Origin of the sequence: Streptomyces sp. 135, assembly GCF_020026305.1 — a bacterium.
Lineage (GTDB): Bacteria > Actinomycetota > Actinomycetes > Streptomycetales > Streptomycetaceae > Streptomyces.
Window position 1 is genome coordinate 7,405,024 of record NZ_CP075691.1, and the last position, 25,283, is coordinate 7,430,306.

18 protein-coding genes and 1 pseudogene are annotated in these 25,283 nt (G+C 71.5%); 10 read left to right on the forward strand and 9 right to left on the reverse strand.

What is annotated here, in order from left to right; translation table 11 throughout:
* Position 1: 1 nt before the first annotated feature.
* A complete protein-coding gene (locus tag KKZ08_RS33250; protein WP_223779286.1) occupies positions 2-1,039 on the forward strand; it encodes a MoxR family ATPase in 1,038 nt (345 codons plus the stop codon).
* On the forward strand, positions 1,029-5,423 hold the full coding sequence (locus tag KKZ08_RS33255) for an SAV_2336 N-terminal domain-related protein (protein ID WP_223777957.1): 4,395 nt from the start codon (positions 1,029-1,031) through the stop codon (positions 5,421-5,423). Before KKZ08_RS33250 ends, KKZ08_RS33255 begins: the two co-directional genes overlap by 11 nt.
* Before the next feature lie 42 nt (positions 5,424-5,465).
* On the opposite strand, the gene KKZ08_RS33260 is transcribed toward KKZ08_RS33255, so the two are convergent.
* Entirely contained in the window at positions 5,466-6,257 is a 792-nt protein-coding gene (locus KKZ08_RS33260; RefSeq protein WP_223779287.1) for an aldo/keto reductase, read from the reverse strand.
* A 362-nt stretch (positions 6,258-6,619) separates the two neighbouring features.
* Between KKZ08_RS33260 and KKZ08_RS33265 the strand changes: the two genes are divergently transcribed.
* From KKZ08_RS33265 to KKZ08_RS33290, 6 genes are all read left to right on the forward strand, one after another.
* The gene (locus KKZ08_RS33265) at positions 6,620-6,778 is read left to right on the forward strand and encodes a pyrroloquinoline quinone precursor peptide PqqA (RefSeq protein WP_223777958.1); all 159 of its coding nucleotides are present in this window, start codon (positions 6,620-6,622) and stop codon (positions 6,776-6,778) included.
* A gap of 10 nt (positions 6,779-6,788) precedes the next feature.
* Positions 6,789-7,736 carry an MBL fold metallo-hydrolase gene (locus KKZ08_RS33270; RefSeq protein ID WP_223777959.1) on the forward strand — a complete coding sequence of 316 codons (948 nt, stop codon included), beginning with the start codon at positions 6,789-6,791 and terminating at the stop codon, positions 7,734-7,736.
* A complete protein-coding gene (gene pqqC / locus KKZ08_RS33275; protein WP_223777960.1) occupies positions 7,733-8,455 on the forward strand; it encodes a pyrroloquinoline-quinone synthase PqqC in 723 nt (240 codons plus the stop codon). Before KKZ08_RS33270 ends, pqqC begins: the two co-directional genes overlap by 4 nt.
* The gene (pqqD, locus tag KKZ08_RS33280; protein ID WP_223777961.1) at positions 8,452-8,742 is read left to right on the forward strand and encodes a pyrroloquinoline quinone biosynthesis peptide chaperone PqqD; all 291 of its coding nucleotides are present in this window, start codon (positions 8,452-8,454) and stop codon (positions 8,740-8,742) included. Before pqqC ends, pqqD begins: the two co-directional genes overlap by 4 nt.
* The gene (gene pqqE / locus KKZ08_RS33285; protein WP_223777962.1) at positions 8,730-9,863 is read left to right on the forward strand and encodes a pyrroloquinoline quinone biosynthesis protein PqqE; all 1,134 of its coding nucleotides are present in this window, start codon (positions 8,730-8,732) and stop codon (positions 9,861-9,863) included. Before pqqD ends, pqqE begins: the two co-directional genes overlap by 13 nt.
* A 64-nt stretch (positions 9,864-9,927) precedes the next feature.
* Positions 9,928-11,034, forward strand: a complete 1,107-nt coding sequence (locus KKZ08_RS33290) for a PQQ-dependent sugar dehydrogenase (RefSeq protein ID WP_223777963.1) — start codon at positions 9,928-9,930, stop codon at positions 11,032-11,034.
* A gap of 16 nt (positions 11,035-11,050) precedes the next feature.
* On the opposite strand, the gene KKZ08_RS33295 is transcribed toward KKZ08_RS33290, so the two are convergent.
* Positions 11,051-12,889, reverse strand: a complete 1,839-nt coding sequence (locus tag KKZ08_RS33295; RefSeq protein WP_223777964.1) for an FG-GAP-like repeat-containing protein — start codon at positions 12,887-12,889, stop codon at positions 11,051-11,053.
* Between the two features lie 82 nt (positions 12,890-12,971).
* Entirely contained in the window at positions 12,972-13,691 is a 720-nt protein-coding gene (locus KKZ08_RS33300) for a hypothetical protein (RefSeq protein WP_223777965.1), read from the reverse strand.
* A gap of 247 nt (positions 13,692-13,938) precedes the next feature.
* On the opposite strand from KKZ08_RS33300, the gene KKZ08_RS33305 reads away from it, so the two are divergent.
* On the forward strand, positions 13,939-15,054 hold the full coding sequence (locus tag KKZ08_RS33305) for a hypothetical protein (protein ID WP_223777966.1): 1,116 nt from the start codon (positions 13,939-13,941) through the stop codon (positions 15,052-15,054).
* Between the two features lie 11 nt (positions 15,055-15,065).
* Positions 15,066-15,620, forward strand: coding sequence for a hypothetical protein (locus KKZ08_RS33310; protein ID WP_223777967.1), 555 nt, complete (start codon positions 15,066-15,068; stop codon positions 15,618-15,620).
* 50 nt (positions 15,621-15,670) lie between these two features.
* On the opposite strand, the gene KKZ08_RS33315 is transcribed toward KKZ08_RS33310, so the two are convergent.
* The 6 genes and pseudogenes from KKZ08_RS33315 to KKZ08_RS33340 all read right to left on the reverse strand — a co-directional run bounded on the left by KKZ08_RS33315 (position 15,671) and on the right by KKZ08_RS33340 (position 25,101).
* Positions 15,671-17,197: an RICIN domain-containing protein gene (locus tag KKZ08_RS33315; RefSeq protein ID WP_223777968.1), complete on the reverse strand. Its 1,527-nt coding sequence runs from the start codon at positions 17,195-17,197 to the stop codon at positions 15,671-15,673.
* A 161-nt stretch (positions 17,198-17,358) separates the two neighbouring features.
* Positions 17,359-19,182, reverse strand: a complete 1,824-nt coding sequence (locus KKZ08_RS33320) for an AMP-dependent synthetase/ligase (RefSeq protein ID WP_223777969.1) — start codon at positions 19,180-19,182, stop codon at positions 17,359-17,361.
* Positions 19,183-19,399: 217 nt separating this feature from the next.
* Positions 19,400-20,903: pseudogene (locus KKZ08_RS33325) on the reverse strand (2-oxo acid dehydrogenase subunit E2); the annotation flags it as partial.
* 14 nt (positions 20,904-20,917) lie between these two features.
* Positions 20,918-23,491 (reverse strand): pyruvate dehydrogenase (acetyl-transferring), homodimeric type, encoded by a 2,574-nt coding sequence (gene aceE / locus KKZ08_RS33330; RefSeq protein ID WP_223777970.1) that lies wholly within the window; start codon positions 23,489-23,491, stop codon positions 20,918-20,920.
* 198 nt (positions 23,492-23,689) lie between these two features.
* On the reverse strand, positions 23,690-24,427 hold the full coding sequence (locus tag KKZ08_RS33335) for a DsbA family protein (RefSeq protein ID WP_223777971.1): 738 nt from the start codon (positions 24,425-24,427) through the stop codon (positions 23,690-23,692).
* A gap of 5 nt (positions 24,428-24,432) precedes the next feature.
* On the reverse strand, positions 24,433-25,101 hold the full coding sequence (locus KKZ08_RS33340) for a GntR family transcriptional regulator (RefSeq protein WP_223777972.1): 669 nt from the start codon (positions 25,099-25,101) through the stop codon (positions 24,433-24,435).
* Between the last annotated feature and the right edge of the window lie 182 nt (positions 25,102-25,283).

Here is a 25,283-nt window from a genome sequence, read left to right on the forward strand (position 1 = left end):
GATGACCGAGACGTCCTGGCAGATCTACTCGGGAAGCCGCGTCCCGCACGACGGCATCGACCGCCTCCCCGCCCCACCCCCCTGGCGCACCTTCACGGGCGGCCCGCCCCTGCGCACCCCGCCCGGCGACTGCGGAAACGCCCACGCCGCCACCAGTTACCGCCCCGGCACGGACGCCGTCCGCCAGGTCAACGCCGCGCTCTACCTCCGCAGGCCGCTCCTCGTCACGGGCGCCCCCGGCACCGGCAAGTCCTCCCTCGCCTATGCCGTGGCCCACGAGCTGCGCCTCGGCAAGGTCCTGCACTGGCCCATCACCAGCCGCGTCACCCTGCGCGACGGCCTCTACGAGTACGACCCGCTGACCCGCCTGTACGCCGCCGACCGCGCCCGCCACGCGGGTGCCGGGGCGAAGGACGACGACATCGGCGACTACCTGCGCCTTGGCCCGCTCGGCACGGCGCTGCTTCCCTACGACCGCCCCCGCGTCCTGCTCGTCGACGAGATCGACAAGAGCGACATCGACCTGCCCAACGACCTCCTCACCATCTTCGAGAAGGGGTCGTACGAACTCGTCGAGCTGGCCCGCCGCGCGGCCCCCACCGCCAAGGTGATGACGGCCGACAGCACCACTGAACGCGTCGAAATCCGCGATGGCACGGTCACCTGCCGGGCCTTCCCGCTCGTCGTCATGACGAGCAACGGCGAGCGCGAGTTCCCGCCCGCCTTCCTGCGCCGGTGCGTGACCGTGGACCTGAAGCAGCCGGCAAGCATCGGGGAGCTGACCGCGATCGTCCGCGGGCACCTCGGCCCGGTGATCGGCGGCGAGGAGGACGCAGCGCTTCCCGCCGCCGCCCAGGAGATCATCCAGCGCTTCTTCGAGCGGCGTACCAGCGGCCTGCTCGCCAACGACCAGCTCCTGAACGCCATCTACATGTGCCACCACGCCTCCTTCAGCGAACAGCCCCAGACCGTGCGGGAGTTGGCGGACCAGGTGATGCCCTTCCTGAGCGGCGAGGTGGCAGGCGCCGATGGCGATTGACCGGCTGCGGGATGCCTTGGAGGCCCTTGGGCCGCCGGTCACGCCGCTGGAGCTGGCGGAGATGCTGTGGCTCGCGGAGCGGCTGCCGCCCGGCGAGGACGCCGAGGGGCGGGGCGAGGGCCGAGGGGAACGCCGGGACGCCCGGGGGCCGTTCGGTCTCCGGGGCACGGCCGGTGCCCTCGACTCCGCCCTGGCGCGGAGCGCGGACTTCGCGTCCTGCCCGGTCGCCCCGGACGGGAGCGGAGCCGACGACGGGCACGACGGCGGGGACGACGACGGGCACGACGACACGGACAGCGGCGCGCCCCGTGCCGCCCTGCACGTCCCGCGAGGCGGCCCGCACCCCGGCAGCGACGCCGACGAAGTCCTCGTCCCCGCCCCGCAGGCCCTGCGCCACGAACTCGCGATCCAGCGTGCCCTGCGCCCCCTCAAGCAGCGCGTCCCCGACCGGCACCGCCGTACCCTGGACGAGCGGGCCACCGCCGAGCGAGCCTCCCGCCACCCCCGGCCGCGCCCCTGGGCCCCCGTCATGGTCCCCGCCACCGACCGCCTCCTGAGCCTGGCGCTGGTCGCCGACACGGGCCCGGCCATGACGGTATGGCGCCCCCTCGTCCGCGAGCTGCGGGAGGCGATGCAGCGCACCGGCGCGTTCCGCGACGTACGCGTGTGGCAGCTGACCGACCTCGGCGGGCGCGTCGGCGTCCGGTCCTCGCCCGGCGGTCCGGCGCGCGACCCGGCGGCCCTCGTCGACGCCACGGGCCGCCAGGTCACCCTGGTCCTCAGCGACTGCTCGGGCCCGCACTGGTGGGCCGGCCACGCGGCCCCCGCCCTGCACCTGTGGGCGCGGCGCGGCCCCACGGCGATCCTCCAGCCGCTCCCGGAACGCCTGTGGCGCCGCACCGCCGCCCCCGCCGTCCCCGGCAGGGCGATCGCCTCCCGCGCCGGCGCCCCCAACACGGTGCTGCGCTTCACCCCGCACGACGGCCGCGTGCGGCTCCCGGCGGCCGACGCGCTCCCCGTGCCGGTCCTCGAACTGGCCCCGGAGTGGCTGGCCGACTGGGCCGGGCTGGTGACCGCCTCCGGTGACCACCGCCGGGACACGGCGGTCACGTATGTCAGCTGCGCGCCCGCTCCCCCCGGCCGCCCGCTCACCGCCGAGGGCGACCTGCCGATCACCGAACGCGTCCTGCGCTTCCAGGCCGCGGCCTCGCCCACGGCGGCGGACCTGGCGGCGCACGTCGCGCTTTCGGTGCCCGCGCTGCCGGTGATGCGGCTGATCCAGCAGCGGGTCACGCCCGGTTCACGCCCCAGCGACCTGGCCGAGATCCTGCTGAGCGGCCTCCTGGAGCCCGTCGACGCGGAGCGCGGCCTCTACGACTTCGTGCCGGGTGCGAGAACCGCCCTTCTGGAGACCCTGCCCCGCCCCGAATCGCTGGCGGTGGCCGACCTCCTGGGGCGCCTCGGTGAGGAGATCGAGGCCAGGGCGGGTTCGGCGAGCCGCGCCTTCCGGGCCGTGGTGGAGGTGGCGCAGGGCACCGGGAGCCGTGGCCTCGGCCCGGCGGCACAGCCGTTCGCGCTGGTCAGCGAGGAGGCGTTGGGGCTGCTGCGGGGGCGGGCGATCCGGGTGGCGAAGCGGCCGGTGGAGGAGCCCCGGGACGGGGCCGTGCCGGGGGTGCCCGCCGGGGGCGTGGAGGTGCCGTGGCCGCCCAGCGAGTTCCCCGCGATCAACGAGTTCGTCGCGTCCGGCGAGTTCCGTCCGGTCGGCTCGGTGACGAGTCCGCCGGGGCTCACGAATGTCCCGGAGCCCGCGCGTTTCATCGGCAGGGACAGTGAACGCCGCCGCCTCGACCTCGAGTTGCTTCCCATGGACTCTCCCCACAGCCCTCGGCGAGCGATCGTCGTCCACGGCCCGGCGGGCGTCGGCAAGTCGGCGCTGGCAGCCGTGTGGGCGAGGGGAGTGGCCGCCGGTGACCTGCCCGGCCCCGTGTGGTGGGTGACGGCAGAGTCGCGCGCGTCGATCGCCGACGGCCTTTCGGGCCTCACCCGCGCCTTGCAGCCGTCCGCGCCCGATGCCTTCGCCGGGGGAGGAGGCGCGGAATGGGCCGTGCGGTGGCTGTTCGGCCACTGGGGCTGGACCCTGGTTCTCGACGGGGTGGGGGACCCGGCCGACGTATCCGACCTCCTGCCGCGCCTCGGCACGGGCGGCGCCGTCCTGATCACCAGTCGGGCCGCCGACGGCTGGGAAGGCATCGCCGAGCCGGTGGAGCTGCGCGTACCCGAACTGGACGAGGCCGTCGCGCTGTTGAACGAGTACGCGGGCAGAGCGGTGCCCGGCGCGGACGTCCTGTGCGAAGAACTCGGCCGGCTGCCGCTCGCCGTGGTGAACGCCGGGATGTACCTCGGCGGGACAACCGGCTCCGCCGACCGGTACCGGACGGAGCCGGCCATGCTGGAGGTCGGTGAAGACCTGAGCGGCGAGGACGGCATCAGGGCGCGGCTGCGCGCCGTCGCCGCCGACACCGTGGCGGGCCGGATCCTCCTGGTCCTCGCCTGGTACGGCCCGGAGCCCGTCCCCCGTGACCTGCTGCCCCCCGCGGCGTCCGGGCGCGACGGTCTCCACGCCCTGGATTTCCTGGCCGCCCGCGAGCTGATCCAGCTCTCCTCCGACGCGGTGGTCCTGCCCGTCCTGGTCGCCGCCGAGGCGCGTACCCCGGACGACGATCACCGCGTCCGTAGTCCGAGGATGATCGACGACGCCCGGCTCACGGCGGCCCTCTGCCTCCGGAACGCGCTCCCGCAGGAGGTGGAGGACCCCCGGACCTGGCCCCGCTGGCGGCAGTTGCTGCCGCACATCGACGCCCTGCTCGAACACGGCAGGTCCGTGGACGACAACCGCCACTTCGTCTCGCTCCTGACGCGTTCGGCCCGATTCCTGCTGTCCCAGGGCGAATCGGAGAAGGCCGTGGCCTTCTTGTGGCGGGCGGTGCGCGACCGCGAGAGGATGTCCGGCCCCCAGGCGCCGAAGACGCTCGCGGTGGCGGCGCAGCTCGCGGGCGCGTACCGCGCGAACGGCACGACGATCCGGGCGATCCGCCAGTACGAGAACGTCCTGGACGCGCTGCGCGCGAAGGGGCGCGGCGAGGAAGATCCCGACGTCCTGGAGCTGAGGGCGGAACTCGCCGTCACCCACCACCTGTCGGGAGAGCCGGACCACGCCGTGAGCGAACTGCGCGAGGTGTGCCACATCGCCGGCCGCGTCCTCGGCGACGACCACCCGAAGACCCTGACGATGCGGGCACGGCTCGCCGACGCCCACCTGGCGGCGGGGGAGCCCGGCGCCGCCGTCGCCCTGTACGAACAGACGGCCGCCGCCTGTCGGCGGATCTACGGCGACGACGCCCCGCACACGCTCGCCGTGCGCACGGAGCTGGCCTTCGCTCACGGGGCGGCCGGCGACATGCCCCATGCGACGGAGCTCCTGGAGCAGGTGGCGCTGGACTGCCGGCGGCTGCACGGCCTGGACCACCCCCGCACGTTCACGGCCCTGTCCGACCTTGCCTCGTGGTACGCGCGCGCCGACATGACCGGTCATGCCGTCGAGTTGTACGACGAGGTACTGGCCCGCGGTACCGCCCTCTTCGGGGAGCTCCACCCGTACACACTCGCCGTGCGGCAGTCACTGGCCGAGGCCTGGCTGAGCCACGGGGACGCGGCACGGGCGGTCCCGCTGCTGGAGCACGTGCTCTCCGTCAGGGAACCGGCGCTGGGGGAAGACCATCCGGACACGCTCCTGACCGTCGACTCCCTCGCGGCGGCGTACGGTGCCGGCGGCGCCCGGCACAAGCAGGCGGCCCTCTACGAACGCGCCCTCACCGCTCGCCTCAGGGTGCTGACGGAGAACGACCCCGAGACCCTGAAGTCCTACGACCGGCTCGCCAACGCCGTGGACGCCGGGGACGGCCGGGAGATCGCGCTCCGCTCCAAGGCCCATCACGGCCGGGTGCGGACGCTGGGAGAGGACCATCCGGAGACCCTGGACGCGCTGGACCGACTCGCGTACGCGCGGCTGGAGGCGGGCGACACGGCCGAGGCGCTCTCGCTGCTGCGGCACTCCCTGGACCTGCGACGTGCCACCGGGAGGCCCGCCGACTCCGCCGCCCTGCGGGTGCTCGGGACACTGGCGCAGATCCACTTGAGCGACGGCGACCCCTCGCGCGCGGCCGCCGTGTACGCGGAAGCCTACGAATACGCGAGGACCGTCCTCGGGGAGGGGCCGGCGGCGGATGTCCTGCTGGAGCGGGCCCTGGCGCACCTGAAGTCCGTCCTCGGCCCCCGCCACCGCGAAGTGCGCGCCCTGAAAAAGCGGTCGGCCCGCCCCCGCTGACCCCGAAGGGCCGGCGCGGACGGGCCGTACGCGACCGGAGGGTTACACGACGTCGAACGTCGCCGGGTCCGGGCCGATGCGACGGTCCTCGTTCAGGGCGGAGATGGCCGCCATGTCCTCGGGGTCGAGCTCGAAGTCGAAGACGTCGATGTTCTCCTTGATCCGGGACGGGGTCACGGACTTGGGGATCACGACGTTGCCCAGCTGGATGTGCCAGCGCAGGACGATCTGCGCGGGCGTGCGGCCGTGCTTCCGCGCGATCGCGACGATCGCGGGAACCTCCAGGAGCCCCTTGCCCTGGCCGAGCGGCGACCACGCCTCGGTGGCGATGCCCTGCTCGGCGTGGTACTCGCGGGAGACGTGCTGCTGGAGGTGCGGGTGCAGCTCGATCTGGTTGACGGCGGGGATGACCGACGTCTCGGCGAGCAGCCGCTCCAGGTGCTCGGGCAGGAAGTTCGAGACACCGATGGACGTGGCGCGGCCATCGGCGTGGATCTTCTCGAACGCCTTGTAGGTGTCCACGTAGCTGTCCTTGGAGGGCAGCGGCCAGTGGATCAGGTACAGGTCGACATAGTCGAGACCCAGCTTCTCCAGCGAGGTGTCGAAGGCGCGGAGCGTCGAGTCGTAGCCCTGGTCGCCGTTCCAGAGCTTCGTGGTGACGAACAGCTCCTCGCGGGCCACGCCGGAGGCGGCGATGGCCTTGCCCGTGCCCTCTTCATTGCCGTAGATCGCCGCGGTGTCGATACTGCGGTACCCGGCCTCCAGGGCCGTCGCGACCGCCGTTGCCGCCTCGTCGTCCGGCACCTGCCAGACACCGAAACCGAGCTGGGGCATCTCGACGCCGTTGTTCAGGATGATCGGGGGGACCTTGCTCACGAGCTCTCGATCCTTAAGTCGTCGGGTGGTACTCCCATGGTCAACGATCAGGACCGGTGCCGCATTCCTGAACCGGGCGACGCGATCCCGACCGCCGATTGGCCGGATGTCGAAGCGACCCGGAGGTCAAGTCGGTCCGGACCATTGACGGTGTCCCGTCATGCCGAGACCCTATGACGCGGCACTGAACGCGGGACACTCATGTGAACGCTACAAGCATGTCCCCGCCCCGCGCTCCGTGGCTCGTCCTGAACCCCCACCTCTTCAGGAAAGGCGGCGTCATGCCGATGTCTATGTCCATGCCTACACCCACGACGTCCATGCCCGCGTCCACCATCATGCCCACCATCCGGCCCGAGCAGTCCCGGCCGACGCTCCCGCACCGCGCCGCTCCCGCGCACGGCGACTGGCAGAGCCCCGACTACGCCGTCGTCGACACCGCGCTCGAAGTCACCGCCTACCGTCTCGCCGACCGGTAGACCCGCCGCCATGCTGCTGCAGGTGCTCGGCACCGCGGCGGGCGGCGGACTGCCCCAGTGGAACTGCGCGTGCCCCGGTTGCGCCGGGGCACGCGCCCACCCGGCACGCCGCCGCCGGCACGCCGCGCTCGCCGTCCGCGCGGGCGAGGACCGCTGGTACCTCGTCAACGCCACCCCCGACCTCGCCGACCAGATCGAGGCAACCCCGGACCTGCACCCCGGCGCGGGACCCGGTACGGGCTCCGGTGCGGGCCCCGCCGGTCAGACCCCCGACACGCGGCACACCCCCGTCGCCGGAGTCGTCCTGACCGACGCCGAACTCGACCACACCCTGGGCCTCGCCCGGCTCCGCGAGGCCCGCGACGGCGTCGACGTCATCGCGACCGCGCCCGTGCGCGACGCGGTGCGCGAAGGGCTGCGGCTCGACGCGCTCCTGGAGCCCTACACGCCCGTACGGTGGCGGGAGCTGACCGCCGACCCCGGACTGCCGCTGGACGGGAGCGGCGGGATCCACGTCGCCGCCGTGCCGGTTTCGGCCAAGCGGCCGCGGTACGCCGCCGGGACAGGGCCCGAGACCGACACCTGGTCGGTCGCGCTGCGCCTGACCGAGACCGCCACCGGCCGCACCGCGCTCTACGCCCCGGCCCTCGCCGTCTGGAGCGAGGCCTTCGAGAAGGCCGCCCGGGACGCCGACTGCGTCATCGTCGACGGCACCTTCTGGGACGACGGCGAACCGGTGCGCGCCGGATTCACCGACCGCACCGCCACCGCGATGGGCCACCTCCCCGTCACGGGCCCCGCCGGAACGGCACACCGCCTGGCCGAACTGCCGGGCCGCTGCCTCTACACCCACCTCAACAACACCAACCCCCTCGGCGACCCGCACGCCGAGCAGCACGGACTCCTCGCCCGGTGGGGACTGGAAGTCGCCGCCGACGGGATGGTGATCGAGCTGTGACGACCACGGCCACCCTGACGGACGAGGCCCCATGGACCCCGGACGAACTCACCGACCGGCTGCGCGCCGTCTCCGCCGCGCGCTATCACGACCGGCACCCCTTCAACGTACGCATGCACGAAGGCACCCTCACCCGTGAGGAGCTGCGCCGCTGGATCACCAACCGGTTCCACTACCAGCGGCACATCCCCGTCAAGGACGCCCTGATCCTCGCCAAGTTCGACGACCCCGCGCTCCGCCGGGGCTGGCTGCGCCGGATCCAGGACCACGACGGGGAGCGGGACGGCACCGGCGGCATCGAACGCTGGCTGCGGCTCGGCGAGGCCGCCGGGATCGACCGGCGGCAACTCCGCGACGCGTCACAGGTGTTGCCCGGCGTACGGCTCGCCGTCGACGGCTACGTCAACTTCTGCCGGCTCAGCCCCGCCCTCGACGCCGTCGCCGCCTCCCTCACCGAGCTCTCCGCGCCCGGCCTGATGCGGACCCGGATCGCCGCATTCGAACGGCACTACCCGTGGATCGACGCGGCCGGCCTCGCCTACTTCCGCACACGCGTCGGACAGGGCGGCCGCGACGGGCAGGAGGCGCTCGGCCTCGTCCTGGCGTGGGCGCGCACCCGCGAGGAACAGGAACGGGCGGTCGCCGCCCTCGCGTTCAAGTGCGACGTCCTCTGGTCACTGCTCGACGCCGTCGACCACGGGCCGGGAGGCATCACATGACCGCCCCCGACGGCGTACGCGAAGGGGTACGCCGCACATGGCGCCCCGCGCTCGTCCGCTCCGTCCTGCTCCGGCACGACCGGGTACGCGGCGTCGACCTCCTGGTGCTGCCCGAACGCGTCGTCGTACTGCGGGGCGCCGGGGGATCCATCGTGGCCCTGTGCGACGGCGAGCGCGACGTCACCGGCATCGTCACCGAGCTGGCGCGCCGCCACCCCGACGCACCCGTGGCCGAGGAAGTACCGCTGTTCCTCGCCCGGTTGAGGTCCGAGGGATGGCTGCGATGAACGCCACGGACCCCGCCCCCATCTCCGACCCCGATCCGCCCTGGGCCCTCCTCGCCGAACTCACCCACGGCTGCCCCCTGCGCTGCGCCTACTGCTCCAACCCGACACAACTCGCTGGCAGGGCCGCCGAGTTGACGACCGACGAATGGGCGGACGTGTTCAACCAGGCGGCCGGCCTCGGCGTCGTGCAGAGCCATCTGTCCGGCGGGGAGCCGCTGCTGCGCCGCGACCTCGCGGAGATCGTCGCCGCGGCCGACTCCGCGGGCATCCACACGCAGCTCGTGACCAGCGGCGTCGGCCTGCACCGCGAGCGCCTCGGCCACCTCCGTGACGTCGGGCTGCGCAGCGTCCAGCTCTCCGTGCAGCACGCCGACCCGCGGGCCGCGGCGCGCATCGCGGGCGCCCGGGCGTTCACCGCGAAGGAACGCGCGGCCCGGCTCGTGCGGGCCGCGGGCCTGCCGCTCGGCCTCAACGCCGTACTGCACCGCGCCAACCTCGACGCGCTGGACGCCCTCGTGGAACTCGCCCTGGCCTGGGGCGCCGACCGCGTCGAACTCGCCAACACCCAGTTCTACGGCTGGGCGCTGCGCAACCGCGACGCCCTGCTGCCCTCCCGCGCGCAGGTCGCCCGCGCCCGCGAGCGCGTCGAACACTGGCGCGAGCGGCTCGCGGGCCGCATGGAACTCGTGTGGGTGGCGCCCGACTACGTCGACGGAGTCGCGAAGCCATGCATGGGCGGCTGGGGCGCGGTCTCGCTGACCGTCGCCCCCGACGGCACCGTCCTGCCCTGCCCGGCCGCCGCGGACCTGCTCGGCCCGGATGCACCGAACATCCGTGACCACCGGCTGGGCTGGATCTGGCGGGAGTCGGACGCCTTCGGCCGCTACCGCGGCGAGGCGTGGATGAGCGATCCCTGCCGCGGCTGCGAGCTGCGCACCCTCGACTTCGGGGGGTGCCGCTGCCAGGCGTACGCCCTGACCGGCGACGCCACGCGCACGGACCCCGCCTGCCACCGCTCGCCCGACCACGGCGTCGTCCGGTCCCTGGTGGACGACGCCTCCTCGGCCCGTGCGCGTGACGGCGAGCCGCCCGCGTACGCCTACCGCACCAACGCGCGGTGACCTGCCGCGACGCCACTTCTCCCGCCCCCCCACACACACAAATGCAGAGATGGAGACCGGCAACATGCCAAGAACTCTCACCGCCCTGGCAGCCGCAGGCGCCGTCGCCGCGACCTCGCTCACCCTGGCCACCGGACCGTCCGCCCACTCGGCTCCGGCCGACCGCCCCGCCCCGGCCGCCGCGGCCGGGGAGCCCGGCCGGCCCACCACCGTCTCCACCGGCTGGACCGTCCCCTGGGGCATGTCCTGGCTGCCGGACGGTTCCGCAGCCCTGATCACCGAGCGCGACGACTTCCGGGTATGGCGCCTGTCGAAGGACGGCAAGGACAAGCAACTGCTGGGCACTGTCCCCGAGTCGCAGACCACCGGTGGGGAGGGCGGCCTGATGGGGATAGCGGTCGACCCCGACTGGAACACCAACCACTACGTGTATGTGATGCACACCTCGGCCGAGGGCAACCGCATAGCCCGCATGACGTACGACGGCACGTCCCTGACCGGCTACAAGCCGCTGCTCAAGGGGATCAAGAAGAACCGGTACCACAACGGCGGCCGCCTCGCCTTCGGCCCCGACGGCCACCTCTACGCCACCACCGGCGACGCCCAGGACAAGCCCCTCGCGCAGGACAAGAACTCCCTCAGCGGCAAGATCCTGCGCCTGACGAAGGACGGCAGGCCCGCCCCCGGCAACCCCTTCGGCAACTACGTATACAGCCTGGGGCACCGCAACCCGCAGGGCCTCGCCTTCGACGCCCAGGGGCGGCTCTGGGAAGCGGAGTTCGGGGACAGCAGGCAGGACGAGCTGAACCTCATCAAGCCCGGCGGGAACTATGGCTGGCCCACCTGCGAGGGTGCCTGCAACGTCGCCGGCATGACCAACCCCAAGAAGACGTGGACCGTCGCCGAGGCCTCGCCGAGCGGGGTGGCCGTCGTCGACGGCGCGGTCTACATGGCGGCGCTGCGGGGCAAGCGCCTGTGGCGCATCCCGATCAACGCCGACAACGAGAACGTGGGCGCCGCGAAGGCGTACTACATCGGTGAGTACGGCCGTCTGCGCTCCGTCACCACCGTGCCCGGCGCCAACGCGCTGTGGCTGTCGACCACGAACGCCGACGCCAATGGCGGTCAGCCAGACGGCGTGGACAAGATCTTCCGCGTGCCGATCGGCTAGCACGCGGCCTTCGGGGTTACCGGGTCCTGAAGTGACGGAAGAGGTTGCGGGCCACGTAGACGCCCGGGCCGCCGAAACCGACGATGTCGACGCGTCCGTCACCGGTGATGTCGGTGAGGAAGCGGGGATGGTGCCCGACCCGCCAGGCTCCCGCGTCCTCGTGGTATCCGAAGGCGCGGCACACCAGTTGAGCCTGCTCGAACTGGCAGTCGCCGCGGTTGCGCGACACCCAGACCCCTTCGTCGCCGAAGCCGACGATGTCGGGGTTGCCGTCGCCGGTGACGTCGGCGACCAGGCGGAGGTGCTTGCCGCCGGTCCACCCCTGGGCGAGCCCGAAATCGTTCAGGACGAGCTTGGCGGGCTCGAACGTGCCGTCGCCGCGCCCGCGTGCGACGACGACGCCCTGCGGGCCGAACCCGACGACGTCCACCGTGCCACCGGCGGCCATGCCGACCAGGTACCTGGGATGCTCCGCGACCGAACTCCACCCCTGATCGACCCCGAAGTCGTCGAGGACGTACAGCGGTTCGGCGAACGTACCGTCCTCGCCCTGGAGGGACACCCAGACGCCGTCCGCGTGGATGCCGACGATGTCGAGCCTGCCGTCGCCGGTGGTGTCGGCGAGGAACCGCGGGTGCTTGTCGATGAGCCAGCCGCCCGCTTCCGCGCGGTGGCCGAAGGCCCTCAGCGCGGGCGCGTCGGCCAGGGGCGCGAACTTCCCTTGCTCGTCCTGGCGCGAGATCCAGACGCCGTCCTCATGGCAGCCGACGATGTCGAGCCTGCCGTCGCCGGTGGTGTCGGCGAGGAAGCGGGGGTGCTTGTCGGCGAGCCACTCGCCGGCCTGCGGGCCGTGTCCGAACGCCTTGAGGACCGGTTCGTTGCCCGCGGACGCGAAGGTCCCGCCCTCGTCCTGTACGAACATCCGGACGCCGTCGGCGGCGAGCACCACGGCGTGGGGCCGGCCGCCGCCCGTGGTGTCCGCGAGGGTCCACAGGTCCTTGGGGCTCGCCGAGGGCCCGGGTTGGTGCAGGACGCGCTCGTCGTCGTCGAACGTGCCATCGCCATGGCCGGAGGCGGCCACGGGCCCCTTGGCGGGTTTGAGACCCACGATGTCCACGCGCCCTGTTCCCGTGGTGTCGGCGAGGATCCGGTCACCGAGCCCGGACCACCGGCCCGGCTGCCCGACGGGGCCGACGCTCTTCCAGCCTCCGGCGGCCTGGTCGCTCCCGAACCGTTTGAGGACGAGCAGGATGTCACTGAAGGGAGGCGTCGCGCCCGGTGCGGGCCGCAGCGCGGCGGAGCGGGCCAGCCGCCAGGACCGGCGGCCGTTCCAGTGGCTCAGCGGCGCCCAGCGCAGCACGGGGTCGCTGGTGCGCTCGGGCTCGGCCGTGACGAACCGCCAGCGCTGGCTCTCCGTGTTGCCGTCGTACGCGCGCAGGACGACCCGGCTGTCGTCCGCCGCCGCGGGATCGTCGAGGTCGAGGACGGCGCCATCGGTCGCGCCCTCGATGAGGTAGAGGCCCGGTTCACCGTCCACGGGTACGACGTGCCACTGCTGGCTCTTCTTGCCGGCGACGGCGGCCACCTGGCGGACGCCGTGGTCCGCGGCGGCGGGGTCGTCGAGCACCTTGCCGCCGGCCACGTTGCGGATCACGTAGGCCTGCTGGTCCTGCGCCCGATCTCCTTGCGCGGCCTGCACGGGGGTGAGCTGCCATCGCTCCGGGCTCGGGCCGCCGTCGGGGAAGTCGCGGGCGACGAGCGCTCCGTCCGCGCCTGACGCGGCCTTGGCGCCGAGGGTCTTTCCCGTGGCGGCGTTGACGATCTCCAGTTTCAGTTCTTGCGTGGGCACGGGCATCGTGGTGCCTCTTCCAGGCGGTGCGGGCGTGGGCTCGGGACGGATGTGACCCGGACGGCTGTGGCGCGGTGGTGGCCGCGGATCACGTGAAGACGTGGTGGTAGGGGACGCTCCACTCGTTGGGCAGCCGCGGATAGAACGTGTTGATGACCGTCCCGGTGAAGTCGCCGCCCCAGTTGTAGGTGAGACGCACCTCGCTGCCGGGCGCCACCGCGTGGTCCGCGAACCCGAGGATGGCGTCGGGATGGGTGATCGGCACGAACGTGATCCCACCCCACGGCGTCACCGTGACCACCCACAGCTGGGTGTCCTCGGGCGCGCCGTTCTTCCCGCGCCACTTGTCGTCCACCTTGTCGGGCAGGCCGACCTGGACGGTGTCCGCCGTGCTCTTGGGGGCGTCCTGGTGGACGGTGATGCGCCTGCGCTGCGGCTTGGGCGCGCCGTCGTCGCCGCGCCCGGTGTCGGCCGCGCCCGCGGGCGCCGGCTGGGGCGGCACCTGGCCCGCGGCGCTCTCGATGAAGTACAGCGGCCGCTGCCCGAAGAAGCCGGCGGGGGTGATGTGCCAGAGGTGGCCCTTCGCCTCCTTGAGGTCCGGGTCGAGTGCGGTGGCCAGCTGAACCCCCTTGTTGTGGACGCTCGCCTTCAGCTCGGCGGGCCGCAGAAAGCCGCCGTTGAAGGCATGGATGAGCATGACCGGGCGGTTCTCGACGAGCGCGGCCACGATCGCGTTGTCGTAGCTGTTCACCGCCACCGGGCCGCCGACCACCAAATTCGACATCGTCGTGCGTTCTTGGGTGTACATCGCGGAAACCTCGCCTCTTTCTGAATTCGGAAGTGCTTCAACTTACCGCCGTGGCAAGGGAGTTGGGGACAGGCGGGGAAGTCGATTCACTCGATTGAGCGTGATGCGCGAAGGCTGTCTTCCCGAGAATTTGAGCCCGTGCTAGCTTCGCTTTTCTGGACGCATGCACAGTATTTCTGCACACGCGTCGTCACCGTTTTCATGTTTCGCCAAGTGCGGTTCTGTCAGACTCAGTCGAGGACGGGGAATGCCTTCCAACGCGTACAACCTGGACCGGGCCAAGCGCCAGCCGCTGACGAAGAAGAACCTGCGGGAACTGGCCATCGACCAGATCTGGAAATCCCTTCTGAACCACCCCAACCTGGTCTACGTGGACGACTACGGCGTGCGGCACAAGCCCGTCGGTTTCTCCGTGAACAAGTCGAGCTTCGGCGCTTTCCCCGCGCAGCTGTCCGCGTTCCAGCTGGGCTGGCTCGCCTATATGAATCTCGGGGAGCCGCTGATCGAGGAGCGGAGCGACATCGGCCAGCCCCCGCCCGACACGTTCTCCTCGCGCGCCTACGTCAACCGCAGCCAGACGGACCCGATGACTTTCACCGACTCGGTCGATTTCACCGTGTCGAACGGCGTCACGTGGTCGCTCAGCGGAGACGCCAAGCTCACCTTCGGCGGCACCGTCAGCGCGCAGCTGCAATTGCAGCTCCAGAATCAGCTCAAGATGGACCTCCAGTCACAACTCCAGGCGCAGTGCCAGAGCGAAGTGTCGGGCAAGAACGCCAACACGGTGACCAACAAGAACAGCAAGGACAACATCGGGGTGGACAATGCCAACGCCAGCGAGTCGGCCACCCGGAGCGCGGCGACGAACACCGCGACGAACTCGGTGACGAACTCGGTGGCGTTCACCACCACGGGCAGCGCGACCGGCACCGCGTCGCTCAACGCGCAGTTGGCGCTGGGCATCGCGGCGTCCGTCGGCGGCTCCCTGACCACCAGCTGGGCCTCGAAATCGCAGATCTCCGGCACGGTCCCGCCGAACTCCCGAGTGGAGACCATGGTCACGCAGCGGCGCTGCCGCAGGCAGTACACGTACGAGATCCCGGTGACCTTCTCCGGCCTGATCGCGGTGAAGTACGACGTTCCGGTCGCCGTCCTGTCTCCTCCGCAGCCCGGCGACCACCCCGGCCTGGACCACCTGGTCGCCCGGCCCATCAGCGACCTCGACCTGGCCGGCGGAGGCTTCCGGATGCATGGGCTGGCCGAGGTCGTCTCCGCCCTCGACGTCCACCACACGATGTTCGACTGCGAGCACCTGATCGACAACCAACGAGCGCTGCACAAGCAGACTTCGCCGGACGCATAGGAGTGACCATCGTGGTGTTCGACAACATCTTCCGATCCGCGAGCACGGGCGCGGGACTCTTCTCCGTGAACACCGACGGCGTCAGGCCGCAGCCGGGTGCGGACGTCGACTTCGAGGACTCCCAAGAGGGCACTTACGACGACACGAGCACGAGCCTGTTCACCAGTGGGATCCACGGAGCCACCTCCCGGGCGAAAATCGTGCGGGAACAGTCACCCGAAGCGCGGATCGTCCTGGGCTTCCTCGGCTCCTTCATCCAGGCCACCCAGGAATCGGCCGGCACGCAGGCCGAGTTCGCCAACGATCCGAGTTCGGTGTCCACGGGGGCGTCCGCCCGCATGCAGACGGCGAGCCCGACGGTGACGGAGCACAGCGGCCTCCAGAAGAACGGGGACTTGCAGGACAAGCCCACGAAAAGCGACTACACCAAACTTCCCGATACCCCGGAGGCCCCCGAGCCCCCGGCGCCTCCCGCGGCGTCCATGACGACCGCCGAGACCCCCAAGACCCTGGGGGAGACCAAGACGGACAAGGCGACCGGCGGGGGCCCGCCCGATCCTCGATGACACCCCGCTCACGGGGGGGCAGGGGCGACGCCGCCCCTGCCCCCCGTGCGTCATACGGGAAGCAACTGCCACTGCCGACCCCGGTGGTCGCCCTCCGCCCCGTGCTGTTTGATCACCGTGCGGGCGTTGGTGCCGACGTACAGCAAGAGACCGCTGTTCCGGTTCGCGATCTCGTACACCCGCGGGGTATCGGCCACCGAGCCCACCGGGATCAGCCGCCACTGCTGGTGGTGCGCGTCCGCACCCTCGTAGGCGCGCTGCGCGACCACCGCCCCGGGCCTCTTCTGCTCCGCGACGACCTCCAGGACCTTGCCGCTGCGCACGTTCTCGATCCGGTACAGGACATCGCCGTTGTCCTGGCCCGTCGCGACCAGCCGCCACCGCTGGTGGTCCCGGGGAACGGCGAGGAGCTGGTGGACCTCGGCCCCGTCGTCGAGGGACTCCCGCGCGACCGCCATGCGCAGCTTGCTGCGGGTGTTGGCCCAGGTGACCACCGTTCCCGACTCGGGCAGGGCGGCCATCCTCGGTGACGCGATCTTCCTGACCCGGTGGTTGTCGCCATCGGCGATGTAGAGGGTGTCGACGCAGTCCACGGCGAGCCCGCGCGGCTTTTTCAGCAGGGCCGAAGCGGCCGGGCCGCCGTCACCGCCGTAGTTGGCGCTGCCCGTGCCGGCGACCGTGCTGATCTTTCCGTCGGGCGTGACCTTCCTGACCCGGTGGTTCTCGTACTCGGAGACGTAGAAGTTGCCGACGCTGTCCACCGCCAAGCCCATGGGGAGACGCAACCGGGCGTCGGTGGCGGGGCCTCCGTCATCGCTGGAGCCGGCGGTGCCCCCGCCGGCGACCGTGCTGATCTTCCCGTCGGTTGTGACCTTCCTGACCCGGTGGTTGTTGCCATCGGCGATGTAGAGGTTGCCCGCGCCATCGAACGCCAGCGCACGCGGGCCGTTCAGTTGGGCGGAAACCGCTGGGCCGCCGTCCCCCTGGGACCCAGCGGCCCCGTTCCCGGCGACCGTGCTGATCTTCCCGTCGGCCGTGACCTTCCTGACCCGGTGGTTGTCGCAGTCGGAGATGTAGAGGTCGCCGGTGCTGTCGACCGCCACCCCCAACGGGTAGTGCAACCGGGTGCCGCTGGCCTGGCCCCCGTCAGGGGTGAAACCCGCGGTGCCGGTGCCGGCGACTGTGCTGATCTTTCCGTCGGCCGTGACCTTGCGGACCCGGTGGTTGCTGGAATCGGTGATGTAGAGGTTGCCCGCGCCGTCCACCGCCACCTCGCGCGGGCAGTTCAACTGGGCGGACACGGCGGTGGCGTCGTCTCCTCCGCCTCCCGCGCGCCCGGTCCCGGCCACCGTACGGATCTTTCCGTCCGTCGTGATCTTCCTGACCCGGTGGTTGTTGTACTCGGCGACGTAGAGGTTGCCGATGCTGTCCACCGCGATCCCGTACGGAACGTCCAACTGGACTGTCGTCGCGGGCTCGTTGTCCCCTCTGGTCCCCGCGGCCCCGGTGCCCGCGACCGTGCTGATCGAAGGAGCGAAGTCCTCGCCACCCGTGGCTGCTGCTTGGGCAGTGCTCATGGTCATCCCTTCACGGTCCACCCCGACCGCTGACTGCGAGCGGTACTCGGTCAACTCCAGAAAGTCACATGAACCAGAGAGGTGACAAGATCCCTTACGGGTGGTTTGGGTGCGGCACGCCGAGGGCACGCCGCAGCGCCAGGAGCGGGCCCATGGCCCCGCTAGCTGCGGTACAGCGCCTCGACCTCCGCCGAGTACACCGTCTCGATCGCCTTGCGCTTCAACTTCAGGGAGGGCGTGAGCAGGCCGTGCTCCTCGCTGAACTGATGCGCCAGTATCCGGAACGTACGGATCGACTCGGCCTGTGAGACCAGGGTGTTCGCCGCGACCACGGCCCTGCGCACCTCCGTCTCCAGATCCGGGTCGCGCACCAGCTCACCGGGGGGCAGCAGGGGCTTGCGGCGCATGGCCAGCCAGTGCTCCACGGCCTCGGCGTCCAGCGTGACGAGCGCCGCGATGTAGGGCCGGTCGTTGCCCACGAGGATGCACTGCGCGACCAGCGGATGGTCACGCACACGCTCCTCCAGTTGGGCCGGCGAGACGCTCTTGCCGCCGGAGGTCACGAGGATCTCCTTCTTGCGGCCCGTGATCGTCAGATAGCCGTCCTCGTCGAGCGAGCCCAGGTCGCCGGTGGCCAGCCAGCCGTCGCGCAGGGACGCCTCGGTGGCCGCCGGGTTGTTGAGATAGCCCTGGAAGACGTTGCCGCCGCGCAGCCAGACCTCGCCGTCCTCCGCGATGTGCACGGTGGTGCCGGGGATGGCCTGGCCGACCGTGCCGTAGCGGGTGCGCTCGGGCGGGTTGGCGGTCGCAGCGGCCGTCGACTCGGTCAGCCCGTACCCCTCGTAGATCGTCACGCCCGCGCCCGCGAAGAACAGCCCGAGCCGCCGGTCCATGCCCGAGCCGCCCGACATCGCGTGCCGCACCCGGCCGCCCATCGCGTCGCGCACCTTGGAGTAGACGAGCTTCTCGAAGAACTGGTGCTGCATGCGCAGCCCCGCCGAAGGCCCGGGCCCCGACCCGAACGCCTTGGCCTCCATCGCGTCCGCGTACCGCACCGCGCACTCGACGGCCTTGTCGAACGCGCCCGCCTTCCCCTCCTTCTCCGCCTTGCGCCGCGCCGCGTTGAAGACCTTCTCGAAGATGTACGGCACGGCCAGGATGAACGACGGTCGGAACGCGGCCAGGTCGGGCAGCAGCGCCGCCGCGTTGAGGTTCGGCTGGTGGCCCATCTTGACCCGGCCGCGCACCGCCGCGACCTGCACCATGCGGCCGAAGACGTGCGCCAGCGGCAGGAACAGCAGCGTGGTGGCCTCGTCGCCGCGCTTGGAGTGGAAGACCGGCTCCCAGCGCCCGACCATCACGTCCGCCTCGAACATGAAGTTCGCGTGGGAGATCAGACAGCCCTTGGGGCGGCCCGTGGTACCCGAGGTGTAGATGATCGTGGCGATCGAGTCGGGGGTCACCGCGCGGCGGTGGCGGTGCACCACCTCGTCGTCGATGTCCCGGCCCGTGCCGGTCAGTTCACCGACGGCGTCGGCGTCCAGCTGCCACAGTCGGCGCAGCTGCGGCAGCCGGTCGATGACCGAGCCGATGGTCATCGCGTGGTCCTCGTGCTCGACCATCGCGGCGGACACCTGGGCGTCGTGCAGCATCCAGAAGACCTGCTCGGCCGAGGAGGTCGGGTAGACCGGCACGACCTGGGCGCCGATGGTCCACAGGGCGAAGTCGAAGAGCGTCCACTCGTACCGGGTGCGGGACATGATGGCCACGCGGTCGCCGAACCGTACGCCCTGCGCGATCAGGCCCTTCGCCAGCGCCAGCACCTCGTCGCGGAACGCGGCCGAGGTGACGTCGTGCCAGCGTCCGTCGACCTTGCGGCCGAGGGCGACGTGCGCAGGGTCGTCGAGGGCATGGTCGAAAACGGCGTCGGCAAGGCCGCCCACCAGTGGCGCCGACGCCATCGGGGGGTTCGTGAACTCGCGCAATGATGCTCCTTGTGGCGCTCCGCACAGCGCCTGGACCGTACCCCACGGCGCGGCCCCCCGGGAGGGGGCCGAAACGCGGTGGTACGGACCATCGGCACAGGTCAGGCGGTAAAAATACGGCCACAAAGGGAAGGGTCGGACAGATCTACTTACGCTGGAGTAAGTTTCGGTGGCGTAATCTCCACCGAATCTGTACGCGGCGTGCAGAGATGCGGTGCTACAGACCGAGCTCGACCTCGAACTCGCCGGCTTCCAGGATCGCCTTGACGGCGGTCAGGTAGCGGGCGGCGTCGGCTCCGTCGACCAGGCGGTGGTCGTAGGAGAGCGAGAGGTGCGTCATGTCCCGTACGGCGATGGTCTCGCCGAGGTCGGGGTGGTTGATGACGACCGGGCGCTTGACGGTGGCGCCGATGCCGAGGATGGCGGCCTGGTTCGGCGGCACGATGACCGTGTCGAACAGGGCGCCGCGCGAGCCGGTGTTGGAGATGGTGAAGGTGGCGCCCGACATGTCGTCCGGGGTGAGGCCGCCGCCGCGGGCCTTGCCGGCCAGTTCGGCGGTCTTCTTGGAGATGCCGGCGATGTTGAGGTCGCCCGCGCCCTTGATGACCGGGGTCATCAGGCCCTTCTCGGCGTCGACGGCGATGCCGATGTTCTCCGCGTCGAAGTAGGTGATGGTTCCTTCGTCGTCGTTGATGCGGGCGTTGATGACCGGGTGGGCCTTCAGTGCCTGGGCGGCGGCCTTGACGAAGAACGGCATCGGGGACAGCTTGACGCCCTCGCGGGCGGCGAAGGCGTCCTTGGCCTTGGCGCGCAGCTTCATCAGCTTGGTGATGTCGACCTCGACGACCGAGGTCAGCTGGGCCTGCGAGTGCAGGGCCTTCATCATGTTGTCGCCGATGACCTTGCGCATGCGGGTCATCTTGACGGTCTGCCCGCGCAGCGGGGACGCCTCCAGGGCCGGCGTCGCACCCCTGTCCTGTGCCGGGGCGGCCTTCTTGGCCTCGGCGGCGGCGATGACGTCCTGCTTGCGGATGCGGCCGCCGACACCGGAACCGGTGACCTCGGAGAGGTTCACGCCGTTCTCGGACGCCAGCTTGCGGACCAGCGGGGTCACGTAGGCGCCGTCGTCGGCGGTGGGCGGCGAGGTGGGGGCGGCGGGCGCGGTGAGGCCCGGCCGCGTGGCGGAAACCGACGGCTGGGCCGCGGCGGTAGCCGGTCCCGGAGCCGCAGCGGTGGGAGCCGCAGCCGAAGCCGCCGCCGGTGCCGCAGCGGCAGCGGCGGTGCGACAACCGGAGCCACTGGCTCCGCCGCCCTCGCGGGCCTGCCCCGGCCGATGTCGCCGAAGCCGCAGCCGAAGCCGTGGCGGTCGGCGCAGCCGGAGTCGCCGGTGCCGCGGCGGCAGCGGTGGGCGCGGCAACCGGAGCCACTGGCTCCGCCGCCCTCGCGGGGCCTGCCCCGGCCGAATCCGCCCCCGGTTCCTCCGCCCCGGCAGAGCCCGGCGCGCCGACCACCGCCAGTTTCGCGCCCACCTCCGCCGTCTCGTCCTCGCCGACCACGATCTCCAGCAGCACCCCGGCCACCGGCGACGGAATCTCCGTGTCGACCTTGTCCGTCGAGACCTCCAGGAGGGGCTCGTCGGCCGCGACCTCCTCGCCGACCTCCTTCAGCCAGCGGGTGACCGTGCCCTCGGTGACGGACTCACCGAGCGCGGGCAACGTGATGACCTCGGACATGCTCACGCCTCCACCCCGTAACGCGCCGCGGCCTGACGTACCGTCTCCTGCTTGACCTCGCCGCGCCGGGCGAGCGTCGCGAGGACGGCGACCACGATCGAGGGAGCGTCCACACCGAAGTGGCGGCGGACGTTCTGAGGCCGACCGCATGGACGTACGGGACGGCCCGCGACCCCACGGCCGCTCGCACGGCCCGGGACGCCGCCCGTGGCCGCGCGGAGGTTCTCCGCCTCCGCGTCGAGCGCCTCGCGCCGCAGCTCCGTCCAGGACGGGGCGGACCACACGTCGGCGGCGACACCCCAGTCCTCGCGCAGGAGCCGCTGGGCCTCCAGGGCCCAGTGGACGGCGGTGCCGGAGGCCAGAAGTTGCAGGCGCGGGCTGTCGGCGGCCGCGTCGACGGCCTCCTGGTACCGGTAGAGGCCGCGCAGGATGCCTTCCTCCACGCCCTCGCCGGACGGCATGGGCGGCTGGACCTTCGTCTCGTTGTAGACGGTGAGGTAGTAGAAGACGTCCTCGGCGTCGGGGCCGTACATGCGGCGCAGCCCCTCACGGACGATGACGGCGACCTCGTACGCGAACGCGGGGTCGTAGCTGACCGCGGCCGGGTTGGTGGACGCGATCAGGTGCGAGTGCCCGTCGGCGTGCTGGAGGCCCTCGCCCGTCATGGTCGTGCGACCCGCGGTCGCTCCGATGACGAAGCCGCGGCCCAGCTGGTCGGCGAGCGCCCAGAACTGGTCGGCCGTGCGCTGCCAGCCGAACATCGAGTAGAAGATGTAGAAGGGGATCATCGGTTCGGCGTGCGTCGCGTACGACGTGGCCGCTGCCGTCAGCGAGGCCAGCGAACCGGCTTCCGTGATGCCCTCGTTGAGGATCTGCCCGTCCTTGGACTCCTTGTAGTAGAGGAGCTGGTCGCGGTCGACGGGGTCGTAGGTCTGGCCCACCGGCGAGTAGATGCCGGCCGAGGGGAACAGCGACTCCATGCCGAAGGTGCGGGCCTCGTCGGGGACGACGGGGACCCAGCGCCCGCCGGTCTCCTTGTCCCGCATCAGCTCCTTCACCAGCCGGACGAACGCCATGGTGGTGGCGATCTCCTGGTTGCCCGAACCCTTCTTCAGCGCGTCGAACGGCTTCGCGGACGGCATCGGCAGCGGCTTGGGGACGACCTTGCGCGCGGGGGCCGGACCGCCGAGGGCGGCGCGGCGCTCCTTGAGGTAGCGGGCCTCGGGGGAGTCGGGCCCCGGGTGCCAGTACGGCACCAGGGAGTCGTCCAACGCCTTGTCGGGGATGGGCAGTTCGAGCAGATCCCGCATGGCGCGGAACTCCTTGCCCGAGAGCTTCTTCATCTGGTGGTTGGCGTTGCGCGACTCGAAGCCGGGGCCGAGCGTCCAGCCCTTCACCGTCTGGACCAGGACGACCGTGGGCGCGCCCTCGTGTTCCAGGGCGGCGCGGTAGGCGGCGTACACCTTGCGCGGTTCGTGACCGGCCCGCGAGGTGCCGACGATCTCCTGGAGGCGTGCGTCGCTCAACCGGTCGGCGAGCGGGGCGAGCGCGGGGTCCGCGCCGAGGAACCGCTCGCGGATGTACGCGCCGTCGCGCGCCGCGAAGGTCTGGAACTGCCCGTCGGGGACGCTCCCGAGGCGGCGCACCAGAGCGCCTTCGGTGTCGTCGGCGAGCAGCTCGTCCCAGGCCTGTCCCCACAGGGACTTGACGACGTTCCAGCCGGCCGCGCGGAACTGCCGCTCCAGCTCCTGCACGATCTTGTAGTTGCCGCGCACGGGGCCGTCGAGGCGCTGGAGGTTGCAGTTGATGACGAAGGTGAGGTTGTCCAGCTTCTCGCGCGCGGCGAGGGCGAGGGCCGCCGTCGACTCGGGCTCGTCCATCTCGCCGTCGCCGAGGAACGCCCACACGTGTGAGCCGGAGGTGTCCTTGATGCCGCGGTTGGTGAGGTAGCGGTTGAAGCGCGCCTGGTAGATGGCGGAGAGCGGGCCGAGGCCCATGGAGACGGTCGGGAACTCCCACAGCCAGGGCAGGCGGCGCGGGTGCGGGTAGGACGGCAGCCCGTCACCGCCGGCCTCCTGCCGGAAGCGGTCCAACTGCCCCTCGCTCAGGCGCCCTTCGAGGAACGCGCGGGCGTAGACGCCGGGGGAGGCGTGACCCTGGACGTACAGCTGGTCACCGGAGCCGTCGGCCTCCTTGCCGCGGAAGAAGTGCTGGAAGCCCACTTCGTACAGCCAGGCCGCCGAGGCGAAGGTCGCCATGTGCCCGCCGAGGCCTCCGCGCTGGTTGCCGCGCGTGACCATCGCCGCCGCGTTCCAGCGGTTCCAGGCGGTGATCCTGGCCTCCATCGCCTCGTCGCCGGGGTAGGCCGGTTCGGCGGCGGTGGGGATGGTGTTGATGTACGGCGTCTCCAGGAACGGCGGGACGTCGATGCCGGTGCGCCGCGCGTGTTCGTTCACGCGCTGCAGAAGCTGTGCGGCCCGTTGCGGACCCCCGAACTCGGCTGCCGCGTCGAGGGATTCACGCCACTCGGCGACCTCGGACGGGTCCTTGTCGGGAAGCTGGTCGAGCTGGGACACGGATGATCCCCTTTCACATTCCTGGGTGAGCGGGGCCGGATATACGGGTGGTCCGGCCGGTGTACGAGGGCGGCGACGCACACCCTGGCTGACGCTGACGCCGCTTTCGTCATGCGGAAGCGTGTTTCCGTTTTCAGAACCTAGAAGCCGTTGTTAGATGCAGTCAACACTTACCGGCGAGTAATGAGCGATGATCGATCATTTCTCACGATGCGAGACCCCGGCGGCGGCCCGGCGGAGCAACTCCTCATAGACCGAGGGGTCGTTGCCCGTCACCTCGGGGAAGCCGGTGCCGTACTTGCCGTGCCAGCGGGCCGTCACCCCGGGGTTGGCGTGGTCCGAGCCGTCCGGCAGGTAGAGATGCGGGCTGCACTGGACCTGGTGCTCTTGGGCGCACGCGAAGTCCTCCGTGATGACGCGGCGCGCCCGCCCGTCGTCCAGGCCCTCGGCGATCGCCGACGCGTCGACGCCCGGGGTCTCCTGCGCCACGTCGAGGACCACCGAGCGGGCACCGATGGACCGGCTCTCGGCCCAGAAGGCCCGGCGCAGCGCGAGATCGAGCCGTTCGGATACCTCCAGGCCCTGCCGCTTGGCCAGTTGCACGGCTTCGAGCGCCGGCAGCGACGAGGACGGGAACTTCCAGTCCGGCGCCCGCCACAGCTGCCAGCCGGCGTCGGGCTCGATGTGCGCCACCCCGCCGACCTCGGAGTCCGTGCCCGGCCGCGGGCTCGGCCCGTTGTTGAACAGCTCCAGGGGGAAGGCCCGGTGGTCGAACCGGACCCGGCTCTCCAGGCCGAGCCTGGCCCGCGTGGTGTGCAGCCTGTACAGCGCCACGTGGGCGAAGGAGCACCAGATGTCGGAGAACACGGTGATGGTGTGCGGCGCGACCCGCTCACGGGGGTGCGGTGTAGTGGGGGCGGCGGGTGTGGTGGTCAAGGCGTTCACGTTCCTATCGGCTTGTGTGCGTAGTCCAGGACGTGCAGTTCGAGCATGCGGCCGACGTAGGGGTCCTGGCGCCGGAAGGCGTCCACGATGGCGATGTGGTCCTCGGCGTTCTCGTGCAGTTCGGTGCGCAGCCACTTCAGGGAGAGGCGGGTCCACAGCTCGATGGCCAGGGACTCCCAGTTGCGCAGCAGTACTTCGTTCCCCGCCGCCCGGACGATCTCCCGGTGGAACTCGACCGCGCAGTGGATCTGGAGATCGGGGTCCCCGTCCCGCGCCGCTTGGTGCAGCAGCTCCAGGTGCGGTTCCAGCTCCGACACGTCCCCCGCGAGCCGGCGTACGGCCAGCTGGCCGGCGAGGCGCTCCAGGGCGGCACGCACCGGATAGACCGCGGGCAGGTAGTCCGGGGTCAACTCCCGTACTCGTACACCCTTGTTGGGGATCATGTCCACGAGCTGCATGGCCTGGAGGTCGCGCAGCGCCTCGCGCACGGGTCCGTGGCTGACGTCGAGTTCCTGGGCGATGTGCCGCTCGATGATGCGGTCGCCGGGGCGCCAGCGGCCGTTCAGCAGCCCGTCGAGGAGGGCGCGCCGCACCTGTTCGCTCAACGGGACGCGCTTCAACGAGGCGGCGGACGCCGGGACTTCGGTGACTCTCTCACCTGACATGGGGACTCCGGTCGGAACGGGCGGGCGGCGGCCCGGAAGGGTTGAGCGATGATCGATCATCGTCTAACGTACGTCACGGTGGTCACGCCGCACCAGGTTCAAAACCCTCAGAGGCAAACCCTGTTGCGGCCCAGCCGGGTGCGGGCCCGGCTGCTCTCCGCGATGACGCGCGTTTCCGAGCA